The organism is Stenotrophomonas sp. 2694, assembly GCF_040548715.1.
Classification (GTDB): Bacteria; Pseudomonadota; Gammaproteobacteria; order Xanthomonadales; family Xanthomonadaceae; genus Stenotrophomonas; species Stenotrophomonas indicatrix.
The window spans coordinates 66452-91222 of the sequence record NZ_JBEPSG010000008.1 but is presented as its reverse complement, the minus strand read 5'-3'; the positions used below and the strand labels follow the sequence as shown (position 1 = coordinate 91222).

The window sequence follows — 24771 nt, the reverse complement described above, 5'->3', positions numbered from 1 at the left end:
CAGGAGCCGCAACATGCTGCAAACGGTGGAACAGGAAACCGGCGCCTCGCCGCAGTGGTCGGTGATCTGGCTGCACGGCCTCGGTGCCGACGGCCATGATTTCGCGCCGATCGTGCCCGAACTGGTGCGTCCGCACTGGCCGGCGCTTCGCTTCGTGTTCCCGCACGCACCGGTGCGGCCGATCACGATCAACAACGGCGTGCCGATGCGTGGCTGGTACGACATCGTCGGCATGGACTTCCGTTCGCGCGCCGACATGGCCGGCGTGCAGGAGTCGGTGGTGCAGCTGGATGCGCTGATCGCCCGTGAGATCGAACGCGGTGTCGCCGCTGATCACATCTTCCTGGCCGGCTTCTCGCAGGGCGGGGCGGTGATCCTCAGCGCCGCGCTGGCACGCACTGCCCCCTTGGCCGGCCTGATCGCACTGTCGACCTACCTGCCGGAGGCCGAAACCGCGTCGCGCGTTGATGGTGCGGTGGATGTGCCGGTGTTCATGGCCCACGGCAGCAGCGATCCGGTGATCCCGCAGGCGGTGGCCGCGCACAGCGCCGAGACGTTGCGCACGCTTGGGCTGGACGTGCAGTGGCACAGCTACCCGATGGCCCACCAGGTCTGCGCCGAGGAAATCGACGCGCTGGGCGACTGGCTGCAGGCACGCCTGGGCGTCGCCTGACCCATGGCCGCGAGCGCTGCCACCCCGTGGATGCCGGAACTGTGCCGTTTGCCGCGGTTGGCAGCGATGCTCGGCCTGGCCGAACTGGTGGTGGTGGTGCTGGCGCTGGCGCCCGATGGCAGCCGCCACTGGACGATGGGGGAACTGGCCTCGGCCAGCGGTTTCGCGCTGTGGCTGGCGCTGGCGGTCACCGCCAGCCTGTGCCTGCTGCGGCAGGCGCTGTCGAAGCTGCCGGAACTGCTGGGCGCCCTCGCCGCCGTCGGCCTGGCCGCGCTGATCGCCATCCTGTGCGCGGGCATCATCCATGCCCTGTATGGCGTGCTGGGCGACAACTTCGCGCGCGGCATCGGCTTCTGGCGCTTCACCCTGGGCAGCGCGGCCACCACGGCGCTGATCACCGCGTTGGCGCTGCGCTACTTCTATGTCAGCGACCGCTGGGCGGCGCAGGTACAGGCCAATGCCCGTGCGCAGGCCGACGCCCTGCAGGCGCGTATCCGCCCGCATTTCCTGTTCAACAGCATGAACCTGATCGCCAGCCTGCTGCATCGCGACCCAGCGGTGGCCGAGCGTGCCGTGCTCGACCTGTCCGATCTGTTCCGCGCCGCGCTGGGTGCAGGCGAGGGCGATTCGACCCTGCGCGATGAGTGCGAACTGGCCGAGCGCTATCTGTCGATTGAATCACTGCGCCTGGGCGACCGCCTGCGGGTGCATTGGCAGCGCGATGAACCCCTGCCCTGGGACCTGCCGATGCCGCGGCTGGTGCTGCAGCCGCTGGTGGAAAACGCGGTGCTGCACGGCATCTCGCGCCTGCCCGAAGGCGGCACCATCGAGCTGCATCTGGCCTGTGTGGGCAGCGAGCTGCAGATCCGCGTACGCAATCCTGCACCGGATCCGCAGGTGCCCGGGCTGGCCCTGGCCCAGGGAGCGGGCCACGCCCAGCACAGCATCGGCCATCGCCTGAGCTGGCGCTTCGGCCGCGCCGCGCGGATGACGGCTGGCTGGAGCGAGGGCTACTATGCCTGCCAGGTGACAGTGCCGATCCAGTGAGGGGACGATCGTGAGGGTAGTCATCGCCGATGACGAACCGCTGGCGCGCGAGCGCCTGCGCAGCCTGTTGGCCGCGCAGGAAGGGGTGGACGTAGTGGCCGAGGCCGGCAACGGCGAGCAGGCCCTGCACGCGTGCGCCGAACTGCAGCCGGACCTGGTGCTGCTGGATATCGCCATGCCCGGCCTGGACGGCCTGGAAGCGGCCCGCCACCTGGCCAGTTTCGAGCCCAGGCCGGCGGTGGTGTTCTGCACCGCCTACGATGCGCACGCGCTGTCGGCGTTCGAGGCAGCGGCCATCGATTACCTGATGAAGCCGGTGCGCGCCGAGCGGCTGGCAGCGGCGATCGCACGCGCCCGCACCTTCCTGGCCGGCCGTGACGGGCAACCCCAGCACACCGGCGGCCAGGCCCGCAGCATGCTGTGTGCCCGCCTGCGCGGCAGCCTGCGGTTGATTCCGCTGGACGATATCCACTATCTGCAGGCCGAAGAAAAGTACGTGGTGGTGCATCACGCACGTGGCGAGGACCTGATCGAGGAATCGTTGAAGTCGCTGGAGGAGGAGTTCGCCAGCCGCTTCGTGCGCATCCATCGCAACTGCCTGGTGGCGCGCCACGAGCTGGTGGAGCTGCGGCGTGGCAGCGGAGGCCAGGTGCAGGCGGTGCTGCGGCATGGCAAGCAGCCGCTGGAAGTGAGCCGGCGCTGCGTGGCGACGCTGAAGCAGGAATTGCGGCATCTGTGAGGTTCCGCGCGGCCTGCGGCCGCGACTGCTTCGACATCAACATCAACAGCAACAGCAACAGCAACAGCAACAGCGGGTTGTCGGCTCTGTGTTGTTGCGTGTTGGGTGAGGCGGGATGGGCGGGCGGGACACGCCGTAAACCCATCCATGGGGGCTCGATGGCGCCATCCATGGCGCCAACGGTCCCGCCCGCCCATCCCGCCTCGCCCTCGCGAATTTCCCGGTGACGGACAGCAAGAGCGTTGGTGTTATCGGGTGGGGAAAGAGGGGTCAGATCCCTTTTCCTGCGGAAAAGGGATCTGACCCCGGAAGTCGCCGGCTGTTGCTTCTGCTTCTGCTCTTTCTTTTTTCTTTTGATCTTCCGTGGCTGACGCACACGGAAACTGTCAGAGGCCGGACGGGGTGGGCTGCGTGGGGGTGTCCGCGGCATGGATGCCGCGGCCAAGCCCCCAGGGATGGGTTTACGGCGTCCCCCGCGCAGCCCACCCCGCCCGGCCAAGCACAGCTGTTGCTTCCAGCCACGAGGGGCTCCGCCGTTGGCCGTATCCCGCCGATAGGCGCGATAATGAAAGGATGGAAACCGTCCGCATCGCCACCCGCAAGAGCCCGCTCGCCCTCTGGCAGAGCGAACACGTCGCCGACCGCCTGCGCCAGGCACATCCCGATCTGCACGTGGAACTGGTGCCGATGAGCACCCGCGGCGATGAAGTGCTTGACCGCTCGCTGGCGGCCATCGGTGGCAAGGGCCTGTTCCTCAAGGAACTGGAGCTGGCCATGCTGCGTGGCGAGGCCGACTGCGCGGTGCACTCGTTGAAGGATGTGCCGATGGAACTGGATGCGCCGTTCGCGCTGCCGGCAATGCTGACCCGCCACGATCCGGCCGATGGTTTCGTCTCCAACCTGTATGCCTCGCTGGATGCACTGCCGATCGGTGCGCGCGTCGGTACCTCGTCACTGCGCCGCCAGGCCCAGCTGCGTGCGCTGCGCCCGGACCTGGAACTGCTGGACCTGCGCGGCAACGTCAACACCCGTCTGGCCAAGCTCGACAACGGCGGCTACGACGCCATCGTGCTGGCCGTGGCCGGGCTGGAACGGCTGGGCCTGGGCAACCGCATCGTCGCCCGCCTGCAGCCGCCGCAGTGGTTGCCGGCACCAGCACAGGGCGCGGTGGCGGTGGAGTGCGATGGCGGCAATGCCGCGCTGATGGCGCTGTTTGCAGGCCTGGATGACGCCGCAACGCGCGCCTGTGTGGAAGCGGAGCGGGCCATGAACCGCGCGCTGCACGGCAGCTGTCATGTGCCGGTGGCGGCGATCGCGCAGTGGCAGGGCCAGGACCTGCACCTGCAGGGGCTGGTCGGCAGCGCCAGCGACGGCCGCGCGGTGCGTGCCGACGCCGTGGGCCCGGCCAGCGACCCGGAAGTGCTGGGCCAGCGCGTGGCGAAGATGCTGCTGGATGCGGGTGCTGGCGAGCTGTTGAACGTCTGAGCCACCGCAGGTAGTGCCGGCCGCTGGCCGGCAACCTCATGATCCCGATTGAATGCAGTTGCCGGCCAGCGGCCGGCACTACCAGAAGCAGAACGGGCGCCAGGCGCCCGTTTCGCTTATTTGAACTTGTAGACCACGTTCATCGTGGTCAGCGTATCGGTCTTGCGCTTGTCCTCGGCGACGTCGCTGTTGTAACGCGCCTGCCAGCCGGCCTTCAGCGCCAGGTGCTCGTTCATGCTCACCGAGACACCGAAATCGTTCTGGCCGAAGGTGTTGTACGAACCCGATTCGACCAGCAGCGTGTTGATCAGGTCGGTGTTGTCGGTCAGCGAGTACTTCAGGTCGAACAGGCCGCGACCGATCAGGCCGGTGCGGGTGCGATCGTCCTCGGTGCTGTGGGTGCGGCGCACACCGGGGCCGATCTGCGCATCGAACGAGAAACGCTCGGTGTTCCACAGCCGGGTGCCGTAACCCAGACCGAACGAGCTCTGCCGGTCGTAGGTGGCGAAATCATCACGCTCGGTACGTACCGTGGCCGTCAGCTGGCGATGTTCGCCCAGCTGCAGCGCGCTGCCTGCACTGCCGGTGTAGCGGTTGGCGGTGGTGTTGTTGCGGCGCGTGGTGGTGCCGTCGTCGCTGGTTTCGGTCACCTTGGAGCTGGAGCGCAGGCCGAACAGGTCCATGCTGTGCACCCAGTCGCCATCGGTGTAGCGCAGCCGCAGGCGGCCGTTGAAGCTCTCGGTGCTGCTGTTGCCACGTGCCGACGCGAAGCCGAGTTCGCCACCACTGCCGCTCCACGGCGAGGACATCGCCGCCAGTTCGGAGGCATCCTGCGCATACGCCAGCGGGGCGCAGAGCAGCAAGGGGACCAGCAGGGACACGCGCAGGGACATCGAGGCTTCTCCGAAGCGGTTGGCAGCCGGTGATGATACTGGAAGCGTGATGACCGTCCGAATCGTCCGTCCCGCCTGCTTCAGCAGGCGTTGTCGGCCAGGCCCATTCAGGGCAGGTCGACCTGCAGGGCAGGATCGTTGAAGCGCGAGTACCGCAGCCGCAGCTGGAAGGGCTTGCCGTTGTTGTGGCCGCTGCGCACGATCTGCCGCGGCAGGCCCTGCGCATCCACCCAGTACTCCAGGCGCTCACCGGCCGTGGCGCCACGCAGGCGGTAGTGGCGGGTGCTGACGCCGTCCAGCGTCTGCTCGCCCAGGTCTTCGGCCTGCAGGGCCTGTGCAGGGATATCGGCGGGCAGCGGGCTGCGCCATTGCTCCAGCAGCCCCGGCGGGGTCGGCACCTGGCGGATCGCATCGTCGGCCTGCAGGAACATGGTGTCGCCGATGATCACCTGTGGTCCGGCAGGGGTCTGCACCCGGAACCGGTCCGGGGCGACGAAGTCCATCGCGGTACGCACCGGCTGCTGCGCGCCCAGCACCTCCAGCTCGGCATGGAAGCTGCGCAGGGCGGCAAAGCGCTGGCTGGCAGACAGCACTGCCTGTGCCGGATCGGCAGCGGGGACGGGCCTCGCAGCGTCGGTGGGCGCCGGTGCGCGGTCGCAGGCGGCCAGCAGCAGGCAGGCCAGCAGGGGCAGGACAGACAACCGGCGCATCGGGCGCTCCACGGGGCAGGGGGCGCCCACGATAGCCCAATCGTCCGCCACAACGCCCGAGACTCGGACATAATCGGGGGCATGGACCGATACGAACGCATCACCGCCCTGCATCGTCTGCTCAAGTCCGCACGCTATCCGGTGACGGTGGCGACCCTGCAGGACAAGCTCGGTTGCTCCCGGGCCACCGTCTACCGCGACCTGGCGTTCCTGCGCGATGCGCTGATGGCGCCGATCGAGGGCGATGGCGAGGCCGGCTTCCGCTACCTGGCCGACGAGAGTGACCGCTTCGAGCTGCCCGGCCTGTGGCTGAGCTCGGAGGAGCTGCACGCCCTGCTGGCCTCGCAGCACCTGCTGGCCCGTACTGGCGGCGGCGTGCTGTCTTCGGTGCTGGCGCCGCTGCAGCAGCGCATCGAGAGCCTGCTGGCCGCCCAGGCCGGTGTTTCCAGCTGGCCGGTGGATCGGGTGCGGGTGATTCCGCACCGTGGCCGCAAGTTCGATGAAGCCAGCTTCCGTTCGGTGGCCTCGGCGGTGCTGGAGCGCAAGCAGCTGGGCTTTGAGTACCGCGCCCGCTCGACCGACGAAGCGACCAAGCGCACCGTATCGCCGCAACGGCTGACCCATTACCGCGACAACTGGTACCTGGACGGCTGGGACCATGATCGCGAGGCCCTGCGCAGCTTTGCGGTGGACCGCATCTACAAGGCACGGGTGATCGACAGCACCGCCCGCGATGTCGCCGACAGCGAACTGGACGAGCAGCTCGGCGCCAGCTACGGCATCTTCTCCGGTGCGCCCAAGGGCTGGGCAACCATCCTGTTCAGTGCCAAGGCCGCGCGCTGGGTTGCCGACGAGCACTGGCACTCCAAGCAGCAGGGACGCTTCCTTGCCGATGGCCGCTACGAACTGAAAGTGCCCTACAGCGTGTCGCGCGAACTGTTGATGGACGTGTTGCATTACGGGTCCGATGCCGAGATCGTCGAGCCGATGATGCTGCGCGAGCAGGCCAAGGCACTGCTGGAACTGGCCCTGACCAACTACGAAAAATCCTGATACCTCCCCCGAGATCGATTGCGCCCATGAAGAAGACCCTGTTGCTGCCCCTGTTCGCCGCTGCGCTGGCCCTGACCGCCTGCGGCAAGTCCGGTGAGCCTTCGCAGAAGCTGGTGGTGGCCGCCACCGCCGTGCCGCACGCCGAGATCCTGGAAGTGGTCAAGCCGATCCTCAAGCAGGAAGGCGTGGAGCTGGACGTGCGCGTGTTCAACGACTACGTGCAGCCCAACGACCAGCTGGTGCAGAAGCAGGTGGATGCCAACTACTTCCAGACCGAACCGTACCTGGACGCCTACAACCGTGATCGCAAGACCGACCTGACCAAGGTGGTGGGCGTGCACATCGAGCCGTTCGGTGCCTACTCGCGCAAGATCAAGTCGCTGGCCGAACTGCGTGAAGGGGCCGATGTGGTGATCCCCAACGACCCCAGCAACAACAGCCGCGCGCTGATCCTGCTGCACAAGGCCGGCGTGATCGAGCTGAAGGATCCGACCAACGCACTGGCCACCCAGCGCGACATCGTCTCCAACCCGAAGAACCTGAAGTTCCGCGAGCTGGATTCGGCCATGCTGCCGCGCGTGCTCGACCAGGTCGATCTGGCCCTGATCAACACCAACTATGCGCTGGATGCCGGCCTCAACCCGACCAAGGACGCGCTGGCGATCGAGAGCAAGGACTCGCCGTACGTGAACTTCCTGGTCGCCCGCCCGGACAACAAGGACGACGCCCGCGTGCAGAAGCTCGCCAAGGCGCTGACCAGCCCGCAGGTGAAGACCTTCATCGAGACCAAGTACAAGGGCGCGGTGCTGCCGGCGTTCTGACTCTGGGGTAGTGCCGGCCGCTGGCCGGCAACCCAGCAGGTGTACCCGAAGATCACGGTGTTGCCGGCCAGCGGCCGGCACTACCGTCAGTCGACATGGAAGGCGAGGGTGGCGGCCACGGCCTGCTGCCACCCGGCGTAGAGTTTCTCGCGCCGGGCCACCGCCATCTGCGGTTCGAAGCGGCGATCCAGCCCCCACTGTGCCGCGATCTGTTCGCGGCTCTCCCAGAAGCCGACCGCCAGCCCGGCCAGGTAGGCCGCACCCAGCGCGGTGGTCTCGGTCACCCGCGGTCGCAGCAGGGGGACGCCGAGGATGTCGGCCTGGAAGCTGGCAAGGAAGTCGTTGCCGATCGCGCCGCCATCGGCGCGCAGTTCACTGAGCGAGATGCCCGCATCGGACTGCATCGCATCCAGAACGTCGCGGGTCTGGTAGGCCATCGCCTCCAGCGCTGCGCGCACGAAGTGGGCCTTGCCGGTGCCACGGGTCAGGCCGAACATCGCACCGCGCACGTCGCTGCGCCAGTACGGTGCACCCAGGCCGACGAAGGCCGGCACCAGGTACACCCCCGCGCTGTCCGGCACCTGTGCAGCCAAGGCCTGGCTGTCAGCAGCGCGATCGATCATGCGCAGCCCATCGCGCAGCCACTGCACCACCGAGCCGGCGATGAAGATCGACCCCTCCAGCGCGTACTCCACCTTTCCCTCCAGGCCCCAGGCAATGGTGGTCAGCAGGCCATTGCGCGAGCGCACGGCCTGCGTGCCGGTGTGCATCAGCATGAAGCAGCCGGTGCCATAGGTGTTCTTGACCATGCCTGGCTGGAAGCAGGCCTGGCCGAACAGCGCGGCCTGCTGGTCACCGGCGATGCCGGCAATCGGGATCGGATGGTCGAAGAAGAACTGCGGGCGCGTGTGCGCGTACACCGAACTGGAATCGCGCACCTGCGGCAGCATCGCACGCGGAATGTCCAGCAGGGCCAGCAGGTCCTCGTCCCATTCCAAGGTGTGGATGTTGAACAGCAGCGTACGTGCGGCGTTGCTGTAGTCGGTCACGTGCGCCTGGCCGCCGCTGAGATTCCACACCAGCCAGCTGTCGATGGTGCCGAACAGCAGCTCGCCACGTTCGGCCCGCTGCTGCGCGCCTTCCACGTGGTCGAGGATCCAGCGGATCTTGGTGGCCGAGAAATAGGCATCGATCAGCAGGCCGGTACGCTCGCGGATCAGCGCTTCGTGGCCGTCAGACTTCAGCCGCTCGCAGATCGCCTGGCTCTGCCGCGACTGCCAGACGATGGCGTTGTGGATCGGCTGGCCGCTGGCACGGTCCCAGACCACGGTGGTTTCGCGCTGGTTGGTGATGCCCAGTGCGGCGATGTGGCGGGGATCGATCTGTTCGCGGCTGAGCAGTTCGGTGATCGTGGCATAGACGCTTGTCAGGATCTCGCGCGGGTCATGCTCGACCCAGCCCGGCTGTGGAAACAACTGGGCAAACTCGCGCTGCGCGCTGCCGACGATGTCGCCGGCGCGATCGAACAGGATCGCGCGCGAACTGGTGGTTCCCTGGTCGATGGCCAGCACGTAGCGGGGGGTCATGCAGCGTCTCCGGTGGCGATGTTTGGATCGTAATGCATCGGCGGCGCCGGGCCGCGCGCGGCATTACCGGCGATGTGAATCCATCCAGGCCTGCAGCCGTGCCGCCTGTGTCGCGTCCATCTGCAGCCCCAGCTTGCTCCGCCGCCACAGTACATCCTCGGCGCTGCGGGCCCACTCGTGGTCGCACAGGAACGCCACCTCGCGTGCGTGCAGGCCCGCGCCAAAGTCTTCGCCCAGATCGAACAGGCTGCGTGCGCCGTGCAGCAGATCGATGCTGCGACTGCCATAGGCGCTGGCCCAGCGCCGCAGCGTGGTCTCCGGCAGCCAGGGGGCCTGGTGCCGAAGCTGTTCCCGTGCCTGCCCGGCATCGCCCCAGTCGCTGCCGGGCAGTGGCTCGCCTGCCGCCGTCCAGGCGGGGCGGGCGTGCGGCAGATAGGGGCGCAGCAGGTCCAGTGCCTCCTCGGCCAGTACCCGGTACGTGGTCAGCTTGCCGCCCAGCACGTGCAGCGCAGGCGCACCTTCGGCGTCCAGTTGCAGGCGATAGTCACGGCTCAGTTCCGCCGCGCGCGGGTCCGGGTCGGCCAGCAACGGGCGCACGCCGGCAAACTGCCAGACCACCTCGGCAGGTGCGACCGGATCGCGCAGGTAGCCGTTGGCAGCGCTGCACAGGTAGTCCACTTCAGCGGGCAGCACACTGCAGCGTGCGGGGTCGCCGCGATAGTCGGTGTCGGTGGTGCCGATGAGCAGATGGTCGTGGAAGGGCAGCAGGAACACCACACGGCCGTCGGGCTGCTGCAGCAGGCAGGCGCGGTCGTTCGGCCAGGCGCGGCGCAGCACGATGTGGCTGCCCTGGACCAGGCGCAGCGCAGGTCCGCCGCTGCGGGCGTGCATGCGCTCGAGCAGACCGCCGGCCCAGGGGCCTGCGGCGTTGACCACCGCCTGTGCCTGCACGGTCTGCTGATGGCCTGCGGCGTTTTCCAGTACGGCGTGCCAGCGTCCGTGCCCGCGTTGCAGGTCCACGCAGCGCGTGCCGGTCAGGATGCATGCACCCCGCTGCGCAGCATCGAGCGCGTTGAGGAGGACCAGCCGCGCATCATCCACCTGCGCGTCGGCGTAGCTGAAGGCGTGCTGCAGCTGTGGCGACAGCAGCGCGCCGAGTGGATCGTCGTGCAGATCCACGGCGCGCGACGCAGGAAAGGCGGGACTGCGCCGGCCCAGATGGTCGTACAGCCAGAGCCCGAGCCGCAGCATCCAGCGCGGGCGCAGGTGCGGCTGCCACGGAAGCACGAAGCACAGCGGCCGCACCAGGAACGGCGCCTGCCGACGCACCACTTCGCGCTCGCCCAGCGCCTTGCGCACCAGGCCGAACTCGCCCTGTTCCAGGTAGCGCAGGCCGCCATGGATCAGCTTGCTGCTGGCGCTGGAGGTGTGTGCTGCCAGGTCGTGCTGTTCGCACAGCAGCACCTTCAGGCCGCGGCCGCTGGCATCACGGGCGATACCGGCGCCGTTGATGCCACCGCCGATCACCAGCAGGTCGACCTCGTGCATCGCGCCTCCGCATCCCGTCTGTGTAGATCCGACTGTCAGTCGACTCTACAGAACCCGGGTGACGGAAACGACGACGGGCCCCGAAGGGCCCGTCGCGGTACAACAATGACGCAGAAGCGCTTAGAAGCGGGCGCCGATGCCGAAGCCGACGGTCCACGGATCCATCTTCGCTTCGCCGATCTTCTCGCCGCCGACCTTCACGTCCGGACGCGAACGCATGTAGCGGGCGTCGGCACGGGCGAACCAGGTGGAGTTGATGTTCATGTCCACACCGACGGTGCCGATCACGCCCTTGGCGTCCTTCAGGCGGATGTCGGAGTCGCTGCCGTCGGCCAGGGTTTCATTGCTGAAGGCCGACTGGAAGTAGCCCACGCCCACGAACGGACGGAACACGTTGTCAGCCTGGCCGAAGTGGTACTGGCCGCTCAGCGCGACCGGCTGCTGCTCGACGTTGCCGAGGCGGGCATTGCCCGGGCCCTTCACCTTGTGGTCGAACTTGTCTGCAGCGCCCCACAGTTCAACGGCCCAGTTGTCGTTGATGTAGTAGCTGAAGCTGACGGTCGGTGCCGGGCCGCCATCGACCTTCTTGACGCCGTCGATCGGGTCATTCTTCGGCTGCAGCAGCGAGACGCCGCCAACCACGGCAAAATGCTTGCCCGAGGCGGTATCGGTGGTGCTGCTGTCCTGCGCGAAGGCAGCCGGTGCAAACGCGGCGGAGGTCAGCAGGGCGAGGCTCAGGATACGGATGGAGCGCATGGGGGAATCTCCTAATGTTTCTTGTTTTGGGCCCCCGGTTGCGGGGCGAGCACACCGTAGTCGCCCCAACATGAATCGAATCCGACGCGCGTTAAAAATTAGTTCGCACTGTTCAGCGAACAGCGCGAAATCCCTGTTTCCATGCGGTTTCTGCCCTCCTGGAATATTCATGCAGTTGGAGAAGATGTGAGCGCTGCAACGTTGTGCATCGGCCTGCCTGCGCAGGTGAACGCGGATTGCCGGGTGTTGCTGCTGGGTTCAATGCCCGGTATCGCTTCGTTGCAGGCACAGCATTACTACGCGCACCCGCGCAATCGTTTCTGGCCCTTGCTCGGCGATCTGTGCGGCTTCGACCCGGCAATGCCGTACGCGCAGCGACTGCAGGCGCTGGCAGCCAATGGCGTCGGCCTCTGGGATGTGATCGGCCGCTGCGAACGACGCGGAAGCCTGGATGCGGACATCGTGCGTGGCACGGAAGTGGCCAATGCACTTCCCGCACTGATCGCCGCACTGCCTGACCTGCAGCTGATCGGCTGCAACGGTGGCGCGGCGATGCAGGCCTTCCAGCGCTGGGTGCAGCCGCAGCTGGCCACGTCGGCCAAGGTGCTGGCGCTGCCGTCCACCAGTCCGGCCAACGCAGCGTGGTCCTTGCCGCGCCTGCGCCAGGCCTGGCAGCCGGTGGCCGTCGCACTGGCGACATCAAGCGGACATCGGCAGGACAATACGCTACCGACTGGAAGCGCCGGCGGGCCATGAGCAACAGCGTGTCCCGGCTGCGTGCGTACTGAAAACACCTGTAACGGTTGGCGCTGGCTCCCGCTGGCCGCACAATAGACGTTTCCCTACACCAGATTGCCGGAGTTCTCCCCATGGCCGAAATCAAGGAAGCACGTGTCCCCGATATCGGTGACTACAGCGATATCCCGGTAATCGAGGTGCTTGTTGCCGTCGGCGATACGGTGAAGAAGGACCAGGGCCTGGTCACGCTGGAAAGCGATAAAGCGACCATGGAGGTGCCGTCCTCGGTGGCCGGCGTGGTCAAGGAAATCAAGGTCAAGCTGGGCGACAGCCTGTCCGAAGGCAAGGTCGTGGCACTGATCGAAGTGGCCGACGGCGAGGCTGCCCAGCCGGCCGCTGCCGCTGCACCCGCCGCTGCACCCGCACCGGCCAAGGCCGCTGCTCCGGCCGCTGCCACCCAGGCCGCTCCCGCTCCGGCCGCTGCTGCCGCCCCCGCTGCCAGCGGTGGCGCGGTGGAAGCCCTGGTGCCGGATATCGGCGATTACAGCGGCATTCCGGTCATCGAAGTGCTGGTCGCCGTGGGCGATACGGTGAAGAAGGACCAGGGCCTGGTCACGCTGGAAAGCGACAAGGCCACCATGGAAGTGCCGTCGTCGGTCGCCGGCGTGGTCAAGGAGATCAAGGTCAAGGTCGGCGACAACCTGTCGCAGGGCAACGTGGTCGCCATCATCGAAGCCGAAGGCGCTGCCGCCCCGGCCCCGGGCAAGGCTGCCGCCGCTGCTGCCCCGGCCGCCGCCGAGACCGCTACCAAGGTCGAGCCGGTCGCCGTGCCGGCCCAGCCGGACAAGCTGGCCGCCCGCGAGATCGCCAGCGCCCCCTCGGCCGGCGCGCCGACCAGCCCGCCGGTACAGTTCAACGCCGATGGCGTGCTGCCGGCCAAGGTGCCCTACGCATCGCCGGTGGTGCGCGTGTTCGCCCGTGAGCTCGGTGTCGACCTGCTGCAGGTCAGTGGCAGCGAGAAGGGCGGCCGCATCACCAAGGCCGACGTGCAGAAGTTCGTCAAGGCCGCGCTCAGCGGCGGCGCTCCGGCAGCTGCCGGTGGCACCGTGGCTGCCGGCGGTGGCCTCAACCTGCTGCCGTGGCCGAAGGTTGATTTCAGCAAGTTCGGCGACGTTGAAGTGCAGCCGCTGTCGCGCATCAAGAAGATCTCCGGTGCGAACCTGGCCCGCAACTGGGCGATGATCCCGCACGTCACCCAGTTCGAGCAGGCCGACATCACCGACCTGGAAGGCCTGCGCGTGGCGCTGAACAAGGAAAACGAGAAGGCCGGCATCAAGCTGACCATGCTCGCCTTCCTGATCAAGGCCAGCGCCGCGGCGCTGAAGAAGTTCCCGGAGTTCAACGCTTCGCTGGATGCCAGCGGCGAGAACCTGACCCTGAAGAAGTACTTCAACATCGGCTTCGCTGCCGATACCCCGAACGGCCTGGTCGTTCCGGTCATCCGCGACGTCGACAAGAAGGGCGTGGTGCAGATCGCGCAGGAAACCGGCGAGCTGGCCAAGAAGGCGCGTGACGGCAAGCTGGGCCCGGCCGACATGAGCGGCGGCTGCTTCTCGATCAGCTCGCTGGGCGGCATCGGCGGCACCGCGTTCACCCCGATCGTCAATGCCCCGGAAGTGGCCATCCTCGGCGTCTCCAAGTCGTCCATCCAGCCGGTCTGGAATGGCAAGGAGTTCGCTCCGAAGCTGATGCTGCCGCTGTCGCTGAGCTACGACCACCGCGTCATCGATGGCGCCTTGGCCGCACGCTTCACCACGTACCTCTCGCAGGTGCTGGCCGACATGCGCCGCGTGCTGCTGTAAGGCACCGCTTCGCCCCCACCGTGCGGCCGCTGCCCCTGGCGCGGCCGCCTGTCGAAACGCAGTGACAGCCCGCCGGCCACGCCGGTCGGGCACGAGGAAAACCCACCATGGCCACGATTGAAATCAAGGTTCCCGACATCGGCGATTACAGCGATGTGCCGGTGATCGAAGTGCTGGTCGCCGTTGGCGATACGGTGAAGAAAGACCAGGGTCTGGTGACCCTGGAGTCGGACAAGGCGACCCTGGAAGTGCCGTCCTCGGCAGCCGGCGTGGTCAAGGAAATCAAGGTCAAGCTGGGCGACACGCTGTCCGAAGGCGCGGTCGTCGTGCTGCTGGAGACCGAAGGCGCCGCTGAAGCGCCGGCCAAGGCCGCTGCGCCGGCCCCGGCGGCCGCCGCCCCGGCCAGCAAGCCGCCGGTGACGCCGTCGCACCGCGCCCCCGCCGAGCCTGCAGCACCGAAGCCGGCACTGGCCAGTGGCAAGGCCGCCGACATCGAGTGCGAAATGGTCGTGCTGGGCTCGGGCCCGGGCGGCTACACCGCCGCCTTCCGCGCCGCCGACGTCGGCCTGGATACGGTGCTGGTCGAACGCTACGCCAGCCTCGGCGGCGTCTGCCTCAACGTGGGCTGCATTCCGTCCAAGGCACTGCTGCATGCCGCTGCGGTGATCGACGAAGTCGCCCATGCCGGTGATTTCGGCGTCGAGTTCGGCAAGCCGACCATCACCCTGGACAAGCTGCGCCAGTACAAGGAAAAGGTCGTCAACCAGCTGACCAAGGGCCTGGCCGGCATGGCCAAGCAGCGCAAGGTCCGCAATGTGCAGGGCGTTGGTACGTTCGTGTCGGCCAACGAGCTGCTGATCACCGCTGAAGACGGCAGCACCCAGTTGCTGCGCTTCCAGAAGTGCATCATCGCCGCCGGTTCGCAGGCGGTGAAGCTGCCGAACTTCCCGTGGGACGACAAGCGCGTGATGGACTCCACCGACGCACTGGAACTGGCCGAAGTGCCGGGTTCGCTGCTGGTCGTCGGTGGTGGCATCATCGGCCTGGAAATGGCCACCGTGTATGGCGCGCTGGGCAGCAAGGTCACCGTGGTCGAGTTCATGGACCAGCTGATGCCGGGCGCCGACAAGGACCTGGTCAAGCCGCTGGCCGACCGCCTGAAGAAGCAGGGCATTGACGTGCACCTGAAGACCAAGGCCTCCGGCGTGACCGCCGATGCCAAGGGCATCACCGTGACCTTCGAAGCCGCCGAGGAAGGCCAGACGCCGGCATTGGCGCAGGGCACCTTCGACCGCGTGCTGGTGGCCGTGGGTCGTTCGCCGAACGGCAAGAAGATCGATGCTGAAAAGGCCGGCGTGCAGGTGACCGATCGTGGCTTCATTCCGGTCGACCGGCAGATGCGCACCAACGTGCCGCACATCTTTGCCATCGGCGACATCGTCGGCAACCCGATGCTGGCCCACAAGGCCACGCACGAGGGCAAGCTGGCGGCCGAAGTGGCTGCCGGGCACAAGAAGGAGTGGGTCGCGCGGGTGATTCCGTCGGTGGCCTACACCAACCCGGAAATCGCCTGGGTTGGCGTCACCGAGACCGAAGCCAAGGCCAAGGGCCTGAAGGTTGGCGTGGCCAAGTTCCCGTGGGCCGCCAGCGGCCGCGCGATCGGCATCGGTCGCACCGAGGGCTTCACCAAGCTGATCTTCGACGAGGACAGCCACCGCATCATCGGCGGTGCGATCGTCGGCGTGCACGCCGGTGACCTGCTGGCCGAGATCGGCCTGGCGATCGAGATGGGTGCCGAGGCCGAGGATATCGGCCACACCATCCATGCGCATCCGACGCTGAGCGAGTCGGTGGCGATGGCCTCGGAAATCTACGACGGCACGATCACCGATCTGTACATGCCGAAGAAGAAATAAGGCGCCCGCGCCTTCCCGAACAAAAAGCCCCGGCATTGCCGGGGTTTTTTTGTTTCTCCGTTCCGGATTTTTGCGAGCTGTAGGGCCGCTGCGCGGGCGGCAGGCATTTCGACAAATGTCCCCCGTCGCCCGCCTTCGGCGGTCGCCTCCTCCTTTACTTTGTCGAAACGCCTGCCGCCCGCGCAGCGGCTCGGCTTGCGGAAGGCGGAAGCCACAACCACTCCCACCGCAGCGGCTGCCTGGATGCCTGACACGCGGAGGGAGAGGGGGCCGGGTGCGAAGTAAAGGAGGAGGTGACGGCCGCAGGCCGGCGCCGGGGGACATTCGCACCCCGCCCCCTCTCCCTCCAGCGCTCGACCAACCCGCTTCTGCTCTTCTGCCAGGAAGCCACAAAAAAACGCGGCCCCCGATGTTCCGGAGGCCGCGCCAGGAGAGAGAGTTCTGTGGAAGGGGAGCAGGGTTTAGAAGGTGACGCTGATACCCGCCACCGGGCCCTTGAATTCCTGCTTCAGGCCGATGGTGCCGTCGCTGCCCTTCTTGTCCGCATCCAGCTTGAACCAGTCGTAGCCGGCGAATACGCCGAAGTTCTGGGTGAAGCGGTAATCGACGATCGCGTTGGCGCGGCTGAGGTCACCCTTGTAGTCGTCGAAGCTGCCCCAGCGCGTGTTGAGGTACTGGCCCTGCAGGGTGATCATCCACTTTTCGGACGGGGTGAAGCTCAGGCGTGCACCGACCACCGGCGCCACACCGTCGGTCTTCTCGTCCAGGAACTGGCCTTCATACACCGTGCCCAGGTCGGCGTAGCCCTTGGTGCTGACCTTGGCGTATTCGGCACCCAGCTGCAGGCCGAGGTCGAACTTCTCGGTGTCCACCACCGAGTAGTCATACACCAGGCTGGCCACCTGGTACTTCAGCTCCGCCTTGACGAAGCTGTCGGCCGGCACGTTGACGTTGCCGAAGGAAATGTCCTGGCCAAGCGTCTCGCGGCGGTCCTTGTCGTACTTGAAGTAGTTGAACAGCAGGCGCTGGCGGTTGCTGATGCGGAACATGCCGTCGATGCGCGGCTCCCATTCCTTGCCACCCAGCTTGAAGTCCTCGGAGAAGCCGATGTCCTGGCCGGCGACATTGGTGTTGCCGCGCAGGGTGTTGTCCGAGTCGATGTTCATCGCACCCAGGCGCAGGGCGAAGCGGTCATCGCCTTCGGCGGCATGGGCGGAGGAGGCGAACGACGCGCCGGCGGCGAGAAGCGAGAGGGCGAGCAGGGTGGGGACGGAGCGCATCGAAAGAGTCCTTGCAGTGGTTCATCGGAATGAAGGCCACTTTGCCGGACGTCGCTGTCCACCATTCGTGAAGGTATGGTCCACGCGATGTGGACGGTTCAGCGCTGTCAGCGCCCTGCGAAAAGATGGCCCCGGAGCGGCGCTTCGGGGCCATCATGGGGACCTGCAGGCGAAGCGTCGACGAGGTAGCTGCAGGCAGGTCGGAAGATGGGACCACGGCCGTCGGCGGAAAGTTCCGCCGCCTGCGACCAAAGTTCAATGCGTTGCACCGCAACATCGCGCAGATGGCATTGTCCCCGTGGTGGGCTGCAAAACCGCAGCCCTTACCGCAACTTGCGCTGTTCCGATATGAACAGGCAGCGGTTGTCTCGCAAATTGTCCCATTGCTATAATTTGGCGGCTCGATGAGGCCCCCCTGCTGTAGTCGCCTCAGCCATCCACTTGTAACCACGCGGGACGTCCTGTGCTGAACTCCGTAGAAACGGGTCGGCGACTGATGCTGCGCGCCGCGGTCTACCCGCTGGCCGCGGTGGCTGTCCTGGCTCTGGCCTTCCTGCTGGTGGGGCCGAAGTATGCCCTTGGTGCCCTGGCATCCGGTGTGGCGGTTTCGGCCGGTGGTTGGGTGGCGGCACGGATGGCGCTGGGTGGTGGTGCGCTGGGGGCCGGTTCGGCCATGGCACGCCTGATCGTTGCGATCGTGGCCAAGTGGGCGCTCGTTTTTGGTGTCCTGATGGTGGGGTTCCTGGTCTTCAAGCTGCCTGCACTGGCGCTGTTGGCCGGTATCGCCGTCGGGCTGATGTTCCAGGTCCTGGCCATGGCCAGGCGCTAATCGAATTCATTTAACTTAAGGTTCCGGACACATGGCAGGCGAGGCGCTTACACCCACCTCCTACATCCAGCATCACCTGCACAATCTGACGGCAGGTCATGGCACCCCGTGGGCGATCCACGTGGACACGCTGGTAACCTCGCTGCTGATGGGCCTGGTGATGGTCGTCGCCTTCTGGATGGCGACCCGCAAGGCCACCTCCGGCGTGCCGGGCAAGTGGCAGGCATTCGTCGAGATCTGCCTGGAGTTCGTTGACCGCCAGGCCAAGGACACCTATCACGGCACCAGCAAGCTGGTGACCCCGATCGCGATCACGATCTTCTTCTGGATCCTCCTGATGAACCTCATCAAGATGATCCCGGCCGACTTCATCGCCAAGCCGCTCGAACTGATGGGCGTGCCGTACTGGAAGCCGGTCCCCACCGCCGACGTCAATGCCACCTTGGGCATGTCGATCAGCGTGTTCTTCCTGATGCTGTTCTTCGCGTTGCGCGCCAAGGGTATTGGTGGTTTCACCAAGGAATTCCTGACCGCACCGTTCGGCAAGTGGATGATGCCGTTCAACCTGATCCTGAACATCGTCGAGTGGCTGAGCAAGCCGATTTCGCTGGCGATGCGACTGTTCGGCAACATGTTCGGCGGTGAAATCGTGTTCCTGCTGATCTGGGTGCTGGGCGGTGCAGGTATCGCCGGCATGTTTGCAGGCGCGTTCGCCGGCTTCGGCTGGATGCTGTTCCACCTGCTGGTGATCCCGCTGCAGGCCTTCATCTTCATGATGCTGTCCATCGTGTACCTGAGCCTGTCGGAAGACGCTCACTGAGTTTCGCTTCACCCTTCATCCGTTTGTTTCTAAACCCTTAGCAATCAAGTTCCTGGAGAAAACCATGTACTTCGCCGTCCTGACCAATCTCGCCCAAGTTCAGAGCTCCACCGTCCTCGCCGTCGGCATCATGATCGGCCTGGCCGCGCTGGGCGCCGGTCTGGGTCTGGCCATCATGGCCGGTAAGTTCCTGGAGTCGGCCGCGCGCCAGCCGGAACTGATCCCGGTCCTGCAGGTCCGCATGTTCATCACCGCCGGCCTGATCGACGCCGCCTTCATCATCTCGGTCGCCGTGGGCCTGCTGTTCGCCTTCGCCAACCCGCTGGTCGGCGAGTTCGTCTCGCGCCTGCCGGCAATCGCTGGCTGATCCAGCGAAAGTGAAACGACCGGGCGCCGCAGGCGCCTGGTCGCGGATGAAGGTTCGGAGGCGCCGCCCGTGTGGCGGCGCATCCATCCCGTCACAACCGACTGAGCGAACCCCATGGATATCGGTTTTACCCTCATCGCCCAGGCCCTGGCCTTTGCCGCCCTGATCTGGCTCATCGCGACCAAGATCTGGCCGCCGCTGATGAACGCGATCGAAGAGCGCCAGCAGAAGATCGCTGAAGGCCTCGCTGCTGCCGACCGCAGCCAGAAAGATCTGGCCCAGGCGCAGGACAAGGTCAATGAAGCGCTGAAGGAAGCCCGCACCAAGGCCAACGAGATCATCGACCAGGCCCACGCGCGTGCCAACCAGATCGTCGACGCGGCCCGCAACGAAGCTGTTGCCGAAGCCACCCGTCAGAAGGACCTGGCCCAGGCCGAAATCGACGCCGCCGCCAACCGTGCCCGTGAAGATCTGCGCAAGCAGGTGTCCGCGCTGGCCGTGACCGGTGCCGAAAAGCTGCTCAAGCGCGAAATCGACGCCAACGCCCACAAGGCGCTGCTCGACGAGCTGGCCTCGGAGATTTAAGGATGAGCCAGGCCCTCACGCTTGCCCGCCCGTACGCCCGCGCCGCCTTCGCGACCGCGCGTGACGAAGGCGCGTTCGCGCCGTGGTCGGACGCTTTGGCGTTCTCCGCCCACGTCGCCGCCGACCCGCGCGTGGCGGCCCTGCTCGCCAACCCGGAGCTGGGTCGCGATGACGCCATCGCCCTGCTGGCGCCGGAGTCCCGCGGCGAGACCTACTCGCGCTTCCTGGCTGTGCTTGCCGAGTCGCATCGTCTGCCGCTGCTGCCGGAGATCGCCGGCATGTTCGACGCCCTGCGCGCCGAGGCCGAGCACGTGGTCAAGGCCACGGTGACCTCCGCGGCCGAGCTGTCGGTTGCCGAGCTGGACGCGATCAAGGCCGCGCTGCGCAAGCGCTTCAACCGCGAGGTCGAAGTGGCCACCGCGGTCGACGCCTCGCTGATCGGCGGCGCTGTGATCGACGCCGGCGACGTGGTCATCGATGGTTCGCTGAAGGGCAAGCTGGCCCGTCTGCAGACCGCGCTCGCTAACTGAATTCATTTAACGTCCGGCCCCGCTGCCGGCACTAGGACTTGACGATGGCAACCACGCTCAACCCCTCCGAAATCAGCGAACTGATCAAGAACCGCATCGAGAAGGTCAAGCTGGCCGCGGAATCGCGCAACGAAGGCACCGTGACCAGCGTGTCCGACGGCATCGTGCGCATCTTCGGTCTGGCCGACGTGATGCAGGGCGAAATGATCGAACTGCCGAACAACACCTTTGCCCTGGCCCTGAACCTGGAGCGCGACTCGGTCGGCGCCGTGGTCCTGGGTGGCTACGAGAACGTGCGCGAAGGTGACGTCGCCAAGACCACCGGCCGCATCCTGGAAGTGCCGGTCGGTCCGGAACTGCTGGGCCGCGTCGTCAACGCGCTCGGCGAGCCGATCGACGGCAAGGGCCCGCTGGCCACCCAGCTGACCGCTCCGGTGGAGCGCGTTGCTCCGGGCGTGATCTGGCGCAAGTCGGTCGACCAGCCGGTGCAGACCGGTTACAAGTCGGTCGACTCGATGATCCCGATCGGCCGTGGCCAGCGCGAGCTGGTCATCGGTGACCGCCAGACCGGCAAGACCGCACTGGCCATCGATGCGGTGATCAACCAGAAGGGCACCGGCATCAAGTGCGTGTACGTAGCGATCGGCCAGAAGGCTTCGACCGTTGCCAACATCGTGCGCAAGCTGGAAGAGAACGGCGCCCTGGCTCACACCATCGTGGTGGCTGCCACCGCGTCCGAATCGGCCGCGATGCAGTACATCAGCGCCTACTCGGGCTGCACCATGGGCGAGTACTTCATGGACCGCGGCGAAGACGCGCTGATCGTGTACGACGATCTGTCCAAGCAGGCCGTGGCCTACCGCCAGATCTCGCTGCTGCTGAAGCGCCCGCCGGGCCGTGAAGCCTACCCGGGTGACGTGTTCTACCTGCACTCCCGTCTGCTCGAGCGCGCTGCCCGCGTGTCCGAAGAGTACGTCGAGAAGTTCACCAACGGTGCGGTGACCGGCAAGACCGGTTCGCTGACCGCGCTGCCGATCATCGAGACCCAGGCCGGCGACGTTTCCGCGTTCGTTCCGACCAACGTGATCTCGATCACCGACGGCCAGATCTTCCTGGAAACCGATCTGTTCAACGCCGGCATCCGCCCGGCCGTGAACGCCGGTATCTCGGTGTCGCGCGTCGGTGGTTCGGCGCAGACCAAGATCATCAAGAAGCTGTCCGGCGGCATCCGTATCTCGCTGGCCCAGTACCGCGAGCTGGCTGCGTTCGCGCAGTTCGCCTCGGACCTGGACGAAGCCACCCGCAAGCAGCTTGAGCGCGGCCAGCGCGTCACCGAGCTGATGAAGCAGAAGCAGTACGCGCCGATGTCGATCGCCAACCAGGCGCTGTCGATCTACGCCGTCAACGAGGGTTACCTCGACGACGTGCCGGTCAGCAAGCTGCTGGCGTTCGAAGAAGGCCTGCACGCGCATTTCGCCAACACCCAGGGCGAACTGATCGGCAAGGTCAACGCCACCGGCGGTTGGGACAACGACATCGAAGGTGCCTTCAAGAAGGGCATCGTCGAGTTCAAGACCACCGGCAGCTGGTAATCGAGGTCCTGTAGAGCGGAGCGATGCTCCGCTGGACCAGACGATCAAACGGTTGAACAACGCGGGGCCCCGGCCCCGCGCCACGGGAATAAAAGATGGCAAGCGGACGCGAAATCAAAACCAAGATCAAGAGCGTGCAGAACACCCGCAAGGTGACGCGCGCCCTGGAAATGGTCTCGGCCTCCAAGATCCGCAAGGCGCAGGATCGGATGAAGACCTCGCGTCCGTACGCGCAGGCGATGAAGCAGGTGATCGGCCACCTGGCGCAGGCCAGCACCGACTACCAGCATCCGTTCCTGGTCGAGCGTGAGCAGGTCAAGCGGGTCGGTTTCATCGTGATCTCCTCCGATCGCGGTCTGGCCGGCGGCCTCAACAACAACCTGTTCCGCAGGATGCTTGGCGAAGCCAAGGCCTGGCAGGACAAGGGCGCCGAAGTGGACCTGGTGACCATCGGCCAGAAGGCTTCGACCTTCTTCCGCCGGGTCAAGGTGAACATGGTCGGCACGGTGACCCACATCGGCGACACGCCGAAGCTGGAATCGCTGATCGGTGTGATCAAGGTCATGCTCGACGCCTTCACCGAAGGCAAGGTCGACCGCGTGTACCTGGTCTACAACCGCTTCGTCAACACGATGACGCAGAAGGCCAGCTTCGATCAGCTGCTGCCGCTGCCGGCAGCTGAGAAGCAGGTTGCGCACCACGACTGGGACTACCTGTACGAACCCGATGCCGCGACCGTGCTCGAGCACGTGATGACGCGTTACATCGAGTCGCTGGTGTACCAGGCGCTGCTGGAAAACGTCGCTTCCGAGCATGCCGCGCGCATGGTGGCGATGAAGTCGGCCAGTGACAACGCCAACAAGCTGATCGGAACCCTGCAGCTGGTCTACAACAAGGCCCGCCAGGCAGCGATCACCCAGGAAATCTCCGAAATCGTCGGCGGCGCGGCAGCAGTCTGACCGCGTTCGTTAAAAGCACACATTTAGAGGATGCAGCAATGAGTCAGGGCAAGATCGTTCAGATCATCGGCGCCGTCGTCGACGTCGAATTCCCCCGCGAGTCGGTGCCGAAGGTGTACCACGCGCTGAAGGTGGACAACACCGAAATCACCCTGGAAGTGCAGCAGCAGCTCGGTGACGGCGTGGTCCGCTGCATCGCGCTGGGCTCCACCGATGGCCTGAAGCGCAACCTGGTGGCCACCAACACCGGCCGCGGCATCTCCGTGCCGGTCGGCGCTGGCACCCTGGGCCGCATCATGGACGTGCTCGGCCGCCCGATCGACGAAGCCGGTCCGGTCGCCTCCAGCGACACCTGGGAAATCCACCGCGCTGCTCCGTCGTATGAAGACCAGTCCCCGGCCACCGAGCTGCTGGAAACCGGCATCAAGGTCATCGACCTGATGTGCCCGTTCGCCAAGGGCGGCAAGGTCGGCCTGTTCGGCGGCGCCGGCGTCGGCAAGACCGTCAACATGATGGAACTGATCAACAACATCGCCAAGGCGCACAGCGGTCTGTCCGTGTTCGCCGGCGTGGGTGAGCGTACCCGTGAGGGCAACGACTTCTACCACGAGATGAAGGACTCCAACGTCCTGGACAAGGTCGCGATGGTGTACGGCCAGATGAACGAGCCGCCGGGCAACCGTCTGCGCGTCGCCCTGACCGGCCTGACCATGGCCGAGTACTTCCGCGACGAGAAGGACGAGAACGGCAAGGGCAAGGACGTGCTGCTGTTCGTCGACAACATCTACCGCTACACCCTGGCCGGTACCGAAGTGTCGGCACTGCTGGGTCGTATGCCGTCGGCAGTGGGTTACCAGCCGACCCTGGCCGAGGAAATGGGCGTCCTGCAGGAGCGCATCACCTCGACCAAGAATGGTTCGATCACCTCGATCCAGGCCGTCTACGTGCCGGCCGATGACTTGACCGATCCGTCGCCGGCGACCACCTTCGCCCACCTTGACTCGACCGTGACCCTGTCGCGTTCGATCGCTTCGCTGGGTATCTACCCGGCGGTCGATCCGCTGGACTCCACCAGCCGCCAGATGGACCCGCTGGTCATCGGCCACGAGCACTACGACACCGCCCAGCGCGTCCAGCAGACCCTGCAGAAGTACAAGGAACTGAAGGACATCATCGCCATCCTGGGCATGGACGAACTGTCCGAAGAAGACAAGCAGGCCGTGTCGCGTGCCCGCAAGATCGAGCGCTTCTTCAGCCAGCCGTTCCACGTGGCCGAAGTGTTCACCGGCTCGCCGGGCAAGTACGTGTCGCTGAAGGACACCATCCGTGGCTTCAAGGCCATCGTCGATGGCGAGTACGACCACCTGCCGGAGCAGGCGTTCTACATGGTCGGCAGCATCGAAGAAGCGGTCGAGAAGGCCAAGAAGATGGCCGAGAAGGCCTGATGCGGCGGGGACGGGCACACGCCCGTCCCGACCGTGACACGGGGTGGGCCTGCGCCCACCGCTGCGGAATCCCTGCGGTGGGTTCGACCCGCCCCCTAGCGAAGAGAGTTACATGAGCACCATCCGTTGCGACATCGTCAGCGCCGAGCAGGAAATCTTCCGTGGCGAAGCGACCCTGGTCGTGGCCACCGGTGAGCTGGGCGAACTGGGCATCGCGCCCAAGCACGCACCGCTGATCACCCGCCTGAAGCCGGGCAAGGTGGTAGTGACCACGCCGAGCGGCGAGCAGCTGGATTTCGCCATTTCCGGCGGCATCCTGGAAGTGCAGCCGCAGGTGGTGACCGTGCTGGCCGACACCGCGATCCGCGCACAGGACATCGACGAAGCCTCGGTCCGCAAGGCCAAGGAAGAAGCCGAACGCATCCTGGCCAACCGCGGCGAAGCGATGGAAGTGGCCGAAGCCCAGCAGAAGCTGGCAGAGGCCGTTGTCCAGCTGCAGGCGCTTGAGCGCCTGCGCAAGACCCTCAAGCACTGAGG

Annotated in this window: 24 protein-coding genes; 18 read left to right on the top strand and 6 right to left on the bottom strand. The window is 66.2% G+C overall.

The features are described 5' to 3' along the window. Positions 1-13: 13 nt before the first annotated feature. The 4 genes from ABIA73_RS11965 (at position 14) to hemC (ending at position 3944) form a co-directional block, all read left to right on the top strand. Positions 14-673 (top strand): alpha/beta hydrolase, encoded by a 660-nt coding sequence (locus ABIA73_RS11965; RefSeq protein ID WP_059065212.1) that lies wholly within the window; start codon positions 14-16, stop codon positions 671-673. Between the two features lie 30 nt (positions 674-703). Further along, a complete protein-coding gene (locus ABIA73_RS11960) occupies positions 704-1720 on the top strand; it encodes a sensor histidine kinase (RefSeq protein WP_154881373.1) in 1017 nt (338 codons plus the stop codon). A 10-nt stretch (positions 1721-1730) separates the two neighbouring features. Then, the gene (locus tag ABIA73_RS11955) at positions 1731-2459 is read left to right on the top strand and encodes a LytR/AlgR family response regulator transcription factor (protein ID WP_025879008.1); all 729 of its coding nucleotides are present in this window, start codon (positions 1731-1733) and stop codon (positions 2457-2459) included. Between the two features lie 573 nt (positions 2460-3032). Further along, positions 3033-3944 (top strand): hydroxymethylbilane synthase, encoded by a 912-nt coding sequence (gene hemC / locus ABIA73_RS11950; RefSeq protein WP_025877394.1) that lies wholly within the window; start codon positions 3033-3035, stop codon positions 3942-3944. A gap of 116 nt (positions 3945-4060) precedes the next feature. On the opposite strand, the gene ABIA73_RS11945 is transcribed toward hemC, so the two are convergent. Beyond that, positions 4061-4837 carry a DUF481 domain-containing protein gene (locus ABIA73_RS11945; RefSeq protein WP_025877391.1) on the bottom strand — a complete coding sequence of 259 codons (777 nt, stop codon included), beginning with the start codon at positions 4835-4837 and terminating at the stop codon, positions 4061-4063. A 107-nt stretch (positions 4838-4944) separates the two neighbouring features. Continuing rightward, on the bottom strand, positions 4945-5547 hold the full coding sequence (locus ABIA73_RS11940; RefSeq protein WP_025877389.1) for a LolA family protein: 603 nt from the start codon (positions 5545-5547) through the stop codon (positions 4945-4947). Positions 5548-5628: 81 nt separating this feature from the next. On the opposite strand from ABIA73_RS11940, the gene ABIA73_RS11935 reads away from it, so the two are divergent. Together ABIA73_RS11935 and ABIA73_RS11930 are read left to right on the top strand one after the other, a co-directional pair. Beyond that, a complete protein-coding gene (locus tag ABIA73_RS11935) occupies positions 5629-6600 on the top strand; it encodes a helix-turn-helix transcriptional regulator (RefSeq protein ID WP_025877388.1) in 972 nt (323 codons plus the stop codon). 26 nt (positions 6601-6626) lie between these two features. Continuing rightward, complete coding sequence (locus tag ABIA73_RS11930; protein ID WP_025877387.1) at positions 6627-7421, top strand: MetQ/NlpA family ABC transporter substrate-binding protein; 795 nt, start codon at positions 6627-6629, stop codon at positions 7419-7421. A gap of 86 nt (positions 7422-7507) precedes the next feature. Here ABIA73_RS11930 and glpK read toward each other — a convergent pair whose 3' ends face one another. From glpK to ABIA73_RS11915, 3 genes are all read right to left on the bottom strand, one after another. Beyond that, complete coding sequence (gene glpK / locus ABIA73_RS11925) at positions 7508-9007, bottom strand: glycerol kinase GlpK (protein ID WP_088101921.1); 1500 nt, start codon at positions 9005-9007, stop codon at positions 7508-7510. A 63-nt stretch (positions 9008-9070) separates the two neighbouring features. Beyond that, on the bottom strand, positions 9071-10555 hold the full coding sequence (glpD, locus tag ABIA73_RS11920) for a glycerol-3-phosphate dehydrogenase (RefSeq protein WP_354275835.1): 1485 nt from the start codon (positions 10553-10555) through the stop codon (positions 9071-9073). Between the two features lie 120 nt (positions 10556-10675). Beyond that, positions 10676-11311: an OmpW/AlkL family protein gene (locus ABIA73_RS11915; protein WP_354275834.1), complete on the bottom strand. Its 636-nt coding sequence runs from the start codon at positions 11309-11311 to the stop codon at positions 10676-10678. A gap of 186 nt (positions 11312-11497) precedes the next feature. Between ABIA73_RS11915 and ABIA73_RS11910 the strand changes: the two genes are divergently transcribed. The 3 genes from ABIA73_RS11910 to lpdA all read left to right on the top strand — a co-directional run bounded on the left by ABIA73_RS11910 (position 11498) and on the right by lpdA (position 15827). Beyond that, the gene (locus ABIA73_RS11910; protein ID WP_025877378.1) at positions 11498-12067 is read left to right on the top strand and encodes a DNA-deoxyinosine glycosylase; all 570 of its coding nucleotides are present in this window, start codon (positions 11498-11500) and stop codon (positions 12065-12067) included. A 113-nt stretch (positions 12068-12180) separates the two neighbouring features. Further along, the gene (aceF, locus tag ABIA73_RS11905; RefSeq protein ID WP_032976572.1) at positions 12181-13911 is read left to right on the top strand and encodes a dihydrolipoyllysine-residue acetyltransferase; all 1731 of its coding nucleotides are present in this window, start codon (positions 12181-12183) and stop codon (positions 13909-13911) included. 107 nt (positions 13912-14018) lie between these two features. Next, positions 14019-15827: a dihydrolipoyl dehydrogenase gene (gene lpdA / locus ABIA73_RS11900; RefSeq protein ID WP_354275833.1), complete on the top strand. Its 1809-nt coding sequence runs from the start codon at positions 14019-14021 to the stop codon at positions 15825-15827. Between the two features lie 461 nt (positions 15828-16288). Here the strand turns inward: lpdA and ABIA73_RS11895 are convergent, their stop codons facing one another. Beyond that, positions 16289-17107 (bottom strand): hypothetical protein, encoded by an 819-nt coding sequence (locus ABIA73_RS11895; protein WP_025877373.1) that lies wholly within the window; start codon positions 17105-17107, stop codon positions 16289-16291. Positions 17108-17603: 496 nt separating this feature from the next. Between ABIA73_RS11895 and ABIA73_RS11890 the strand changes: the two genes are divergently transcribed. The 9 genes from ABIA73_RS11890 to ABIA73_RS11850 all read left to right on the top strand — a co-directional run bounded on the left by ABIA73_RS11890 (position 17604) and on the right by ABIA73_RS11850 (position 24769). Next, positions 17604-17936, top strand: coding sequence for a hypothetical protein (locus tag ABIA73_RS11890; RefSeq protein WP_032952006.1), 333 nt, complete (start codon positions 17604-17606; stop codon positions 17934-17936). Positions 17937-17967: 31 nt separating this feature from the next. Next, a complete protein-coding gene (gene atpB / locus ABIA73_RS11885; RefSeq protein WP_025877369.1) occupies positions 17968-18756 on the top strand; it encodes a F0F1 ATP synthase subunit A in 789 nt (262 codons plus the stop codon). Between the two features lie 64 nt (positions 18757-18820). After that, complete coding sequence (atpE, locus tag ABIA73_RS11880) at positions 18821-19123, top strand: F0F1 ATP synthase subunit C (protein WP_025877367.1); 303 nt, start codon at positions 18821-18823, stop codon at positions 19121-19123. A 114-nt stretch (positions 19124-19237) separates the two neighbouring features. Then, complete coding sequence (locus ABIA73_RS11875) at positions 19238-19708, top strand: F0F1 ATP synthase subunit B (protein ID WP_025877365.1); 471 nt, start codon at positions 19238-19240, stop codon at positions 19706-19708. A 2-nt stretch (positions 19709-19710) separates the two neighbouring features. Further along, positions 19711-20238: a F0F1 ATP synthase subunit delta gene (locus ABIA73_RS11870; RefSeq protein ID WP_025877363.1), complete on the top strand. Its 528-nt coding sequence runs from the start codon at positions 19711-19713 to the stop codon at positions 20236-20238. A 44-nt stretch (positions 20239-20282) separates the two neighbouring features. Then, positions 20283-21830, top strand: coding sequence for a F0F1 ATP synthase subunit alpha (gene atpA, locus ABIA73_RS11865; RefSeq protein WP_025877361.1), 1548 nt, complete (start codon positions 20283-20285; stop codon positions 21828-21830). 95 nt (positions 21831-21925) lie between these two features. Further along, positions 21926-22789, top strand: coding sequence for a F0F1 ATP synthase subunit gamma (gene atpG / locus ABIA73_RS11860; RefSeq protein ID WP_025877359.1), 864 nt, complete (start codon positions 21926-21928; stop codon positions 22787-22789). A 38-nt stretch (positions 22790-22827) separates the two neighbouring features. Further along, positions 22828-24234 carry a F0F1 ATP synthase subunit beta gene (gene atpD, locus ABIA73_RS11855; RefSeq protein WP_025877357.1) on the top strand — a complete coding sequence of 469 codons (1407 nt, stop codon included), beginning with the start codon at positions 22828-22830 and terminating at the stop codon, positions 24232-24234. A gap of 112 nt (positions 24235-24346) precedes the next feature. Then, positions 24347-24769: a F0F1 ATP synthase subunit epsilon gene (locus ABIA73_RS11850; protein ID WP_025877355.1), complete on the top strand. Its 423-nt coding sequence runs from the start codon at positions 24347-24349 to the stop codon at positions 24767-24769. The last annotated feature ends 2 nt before the right edge of the window (positions 24770-24771 follow it).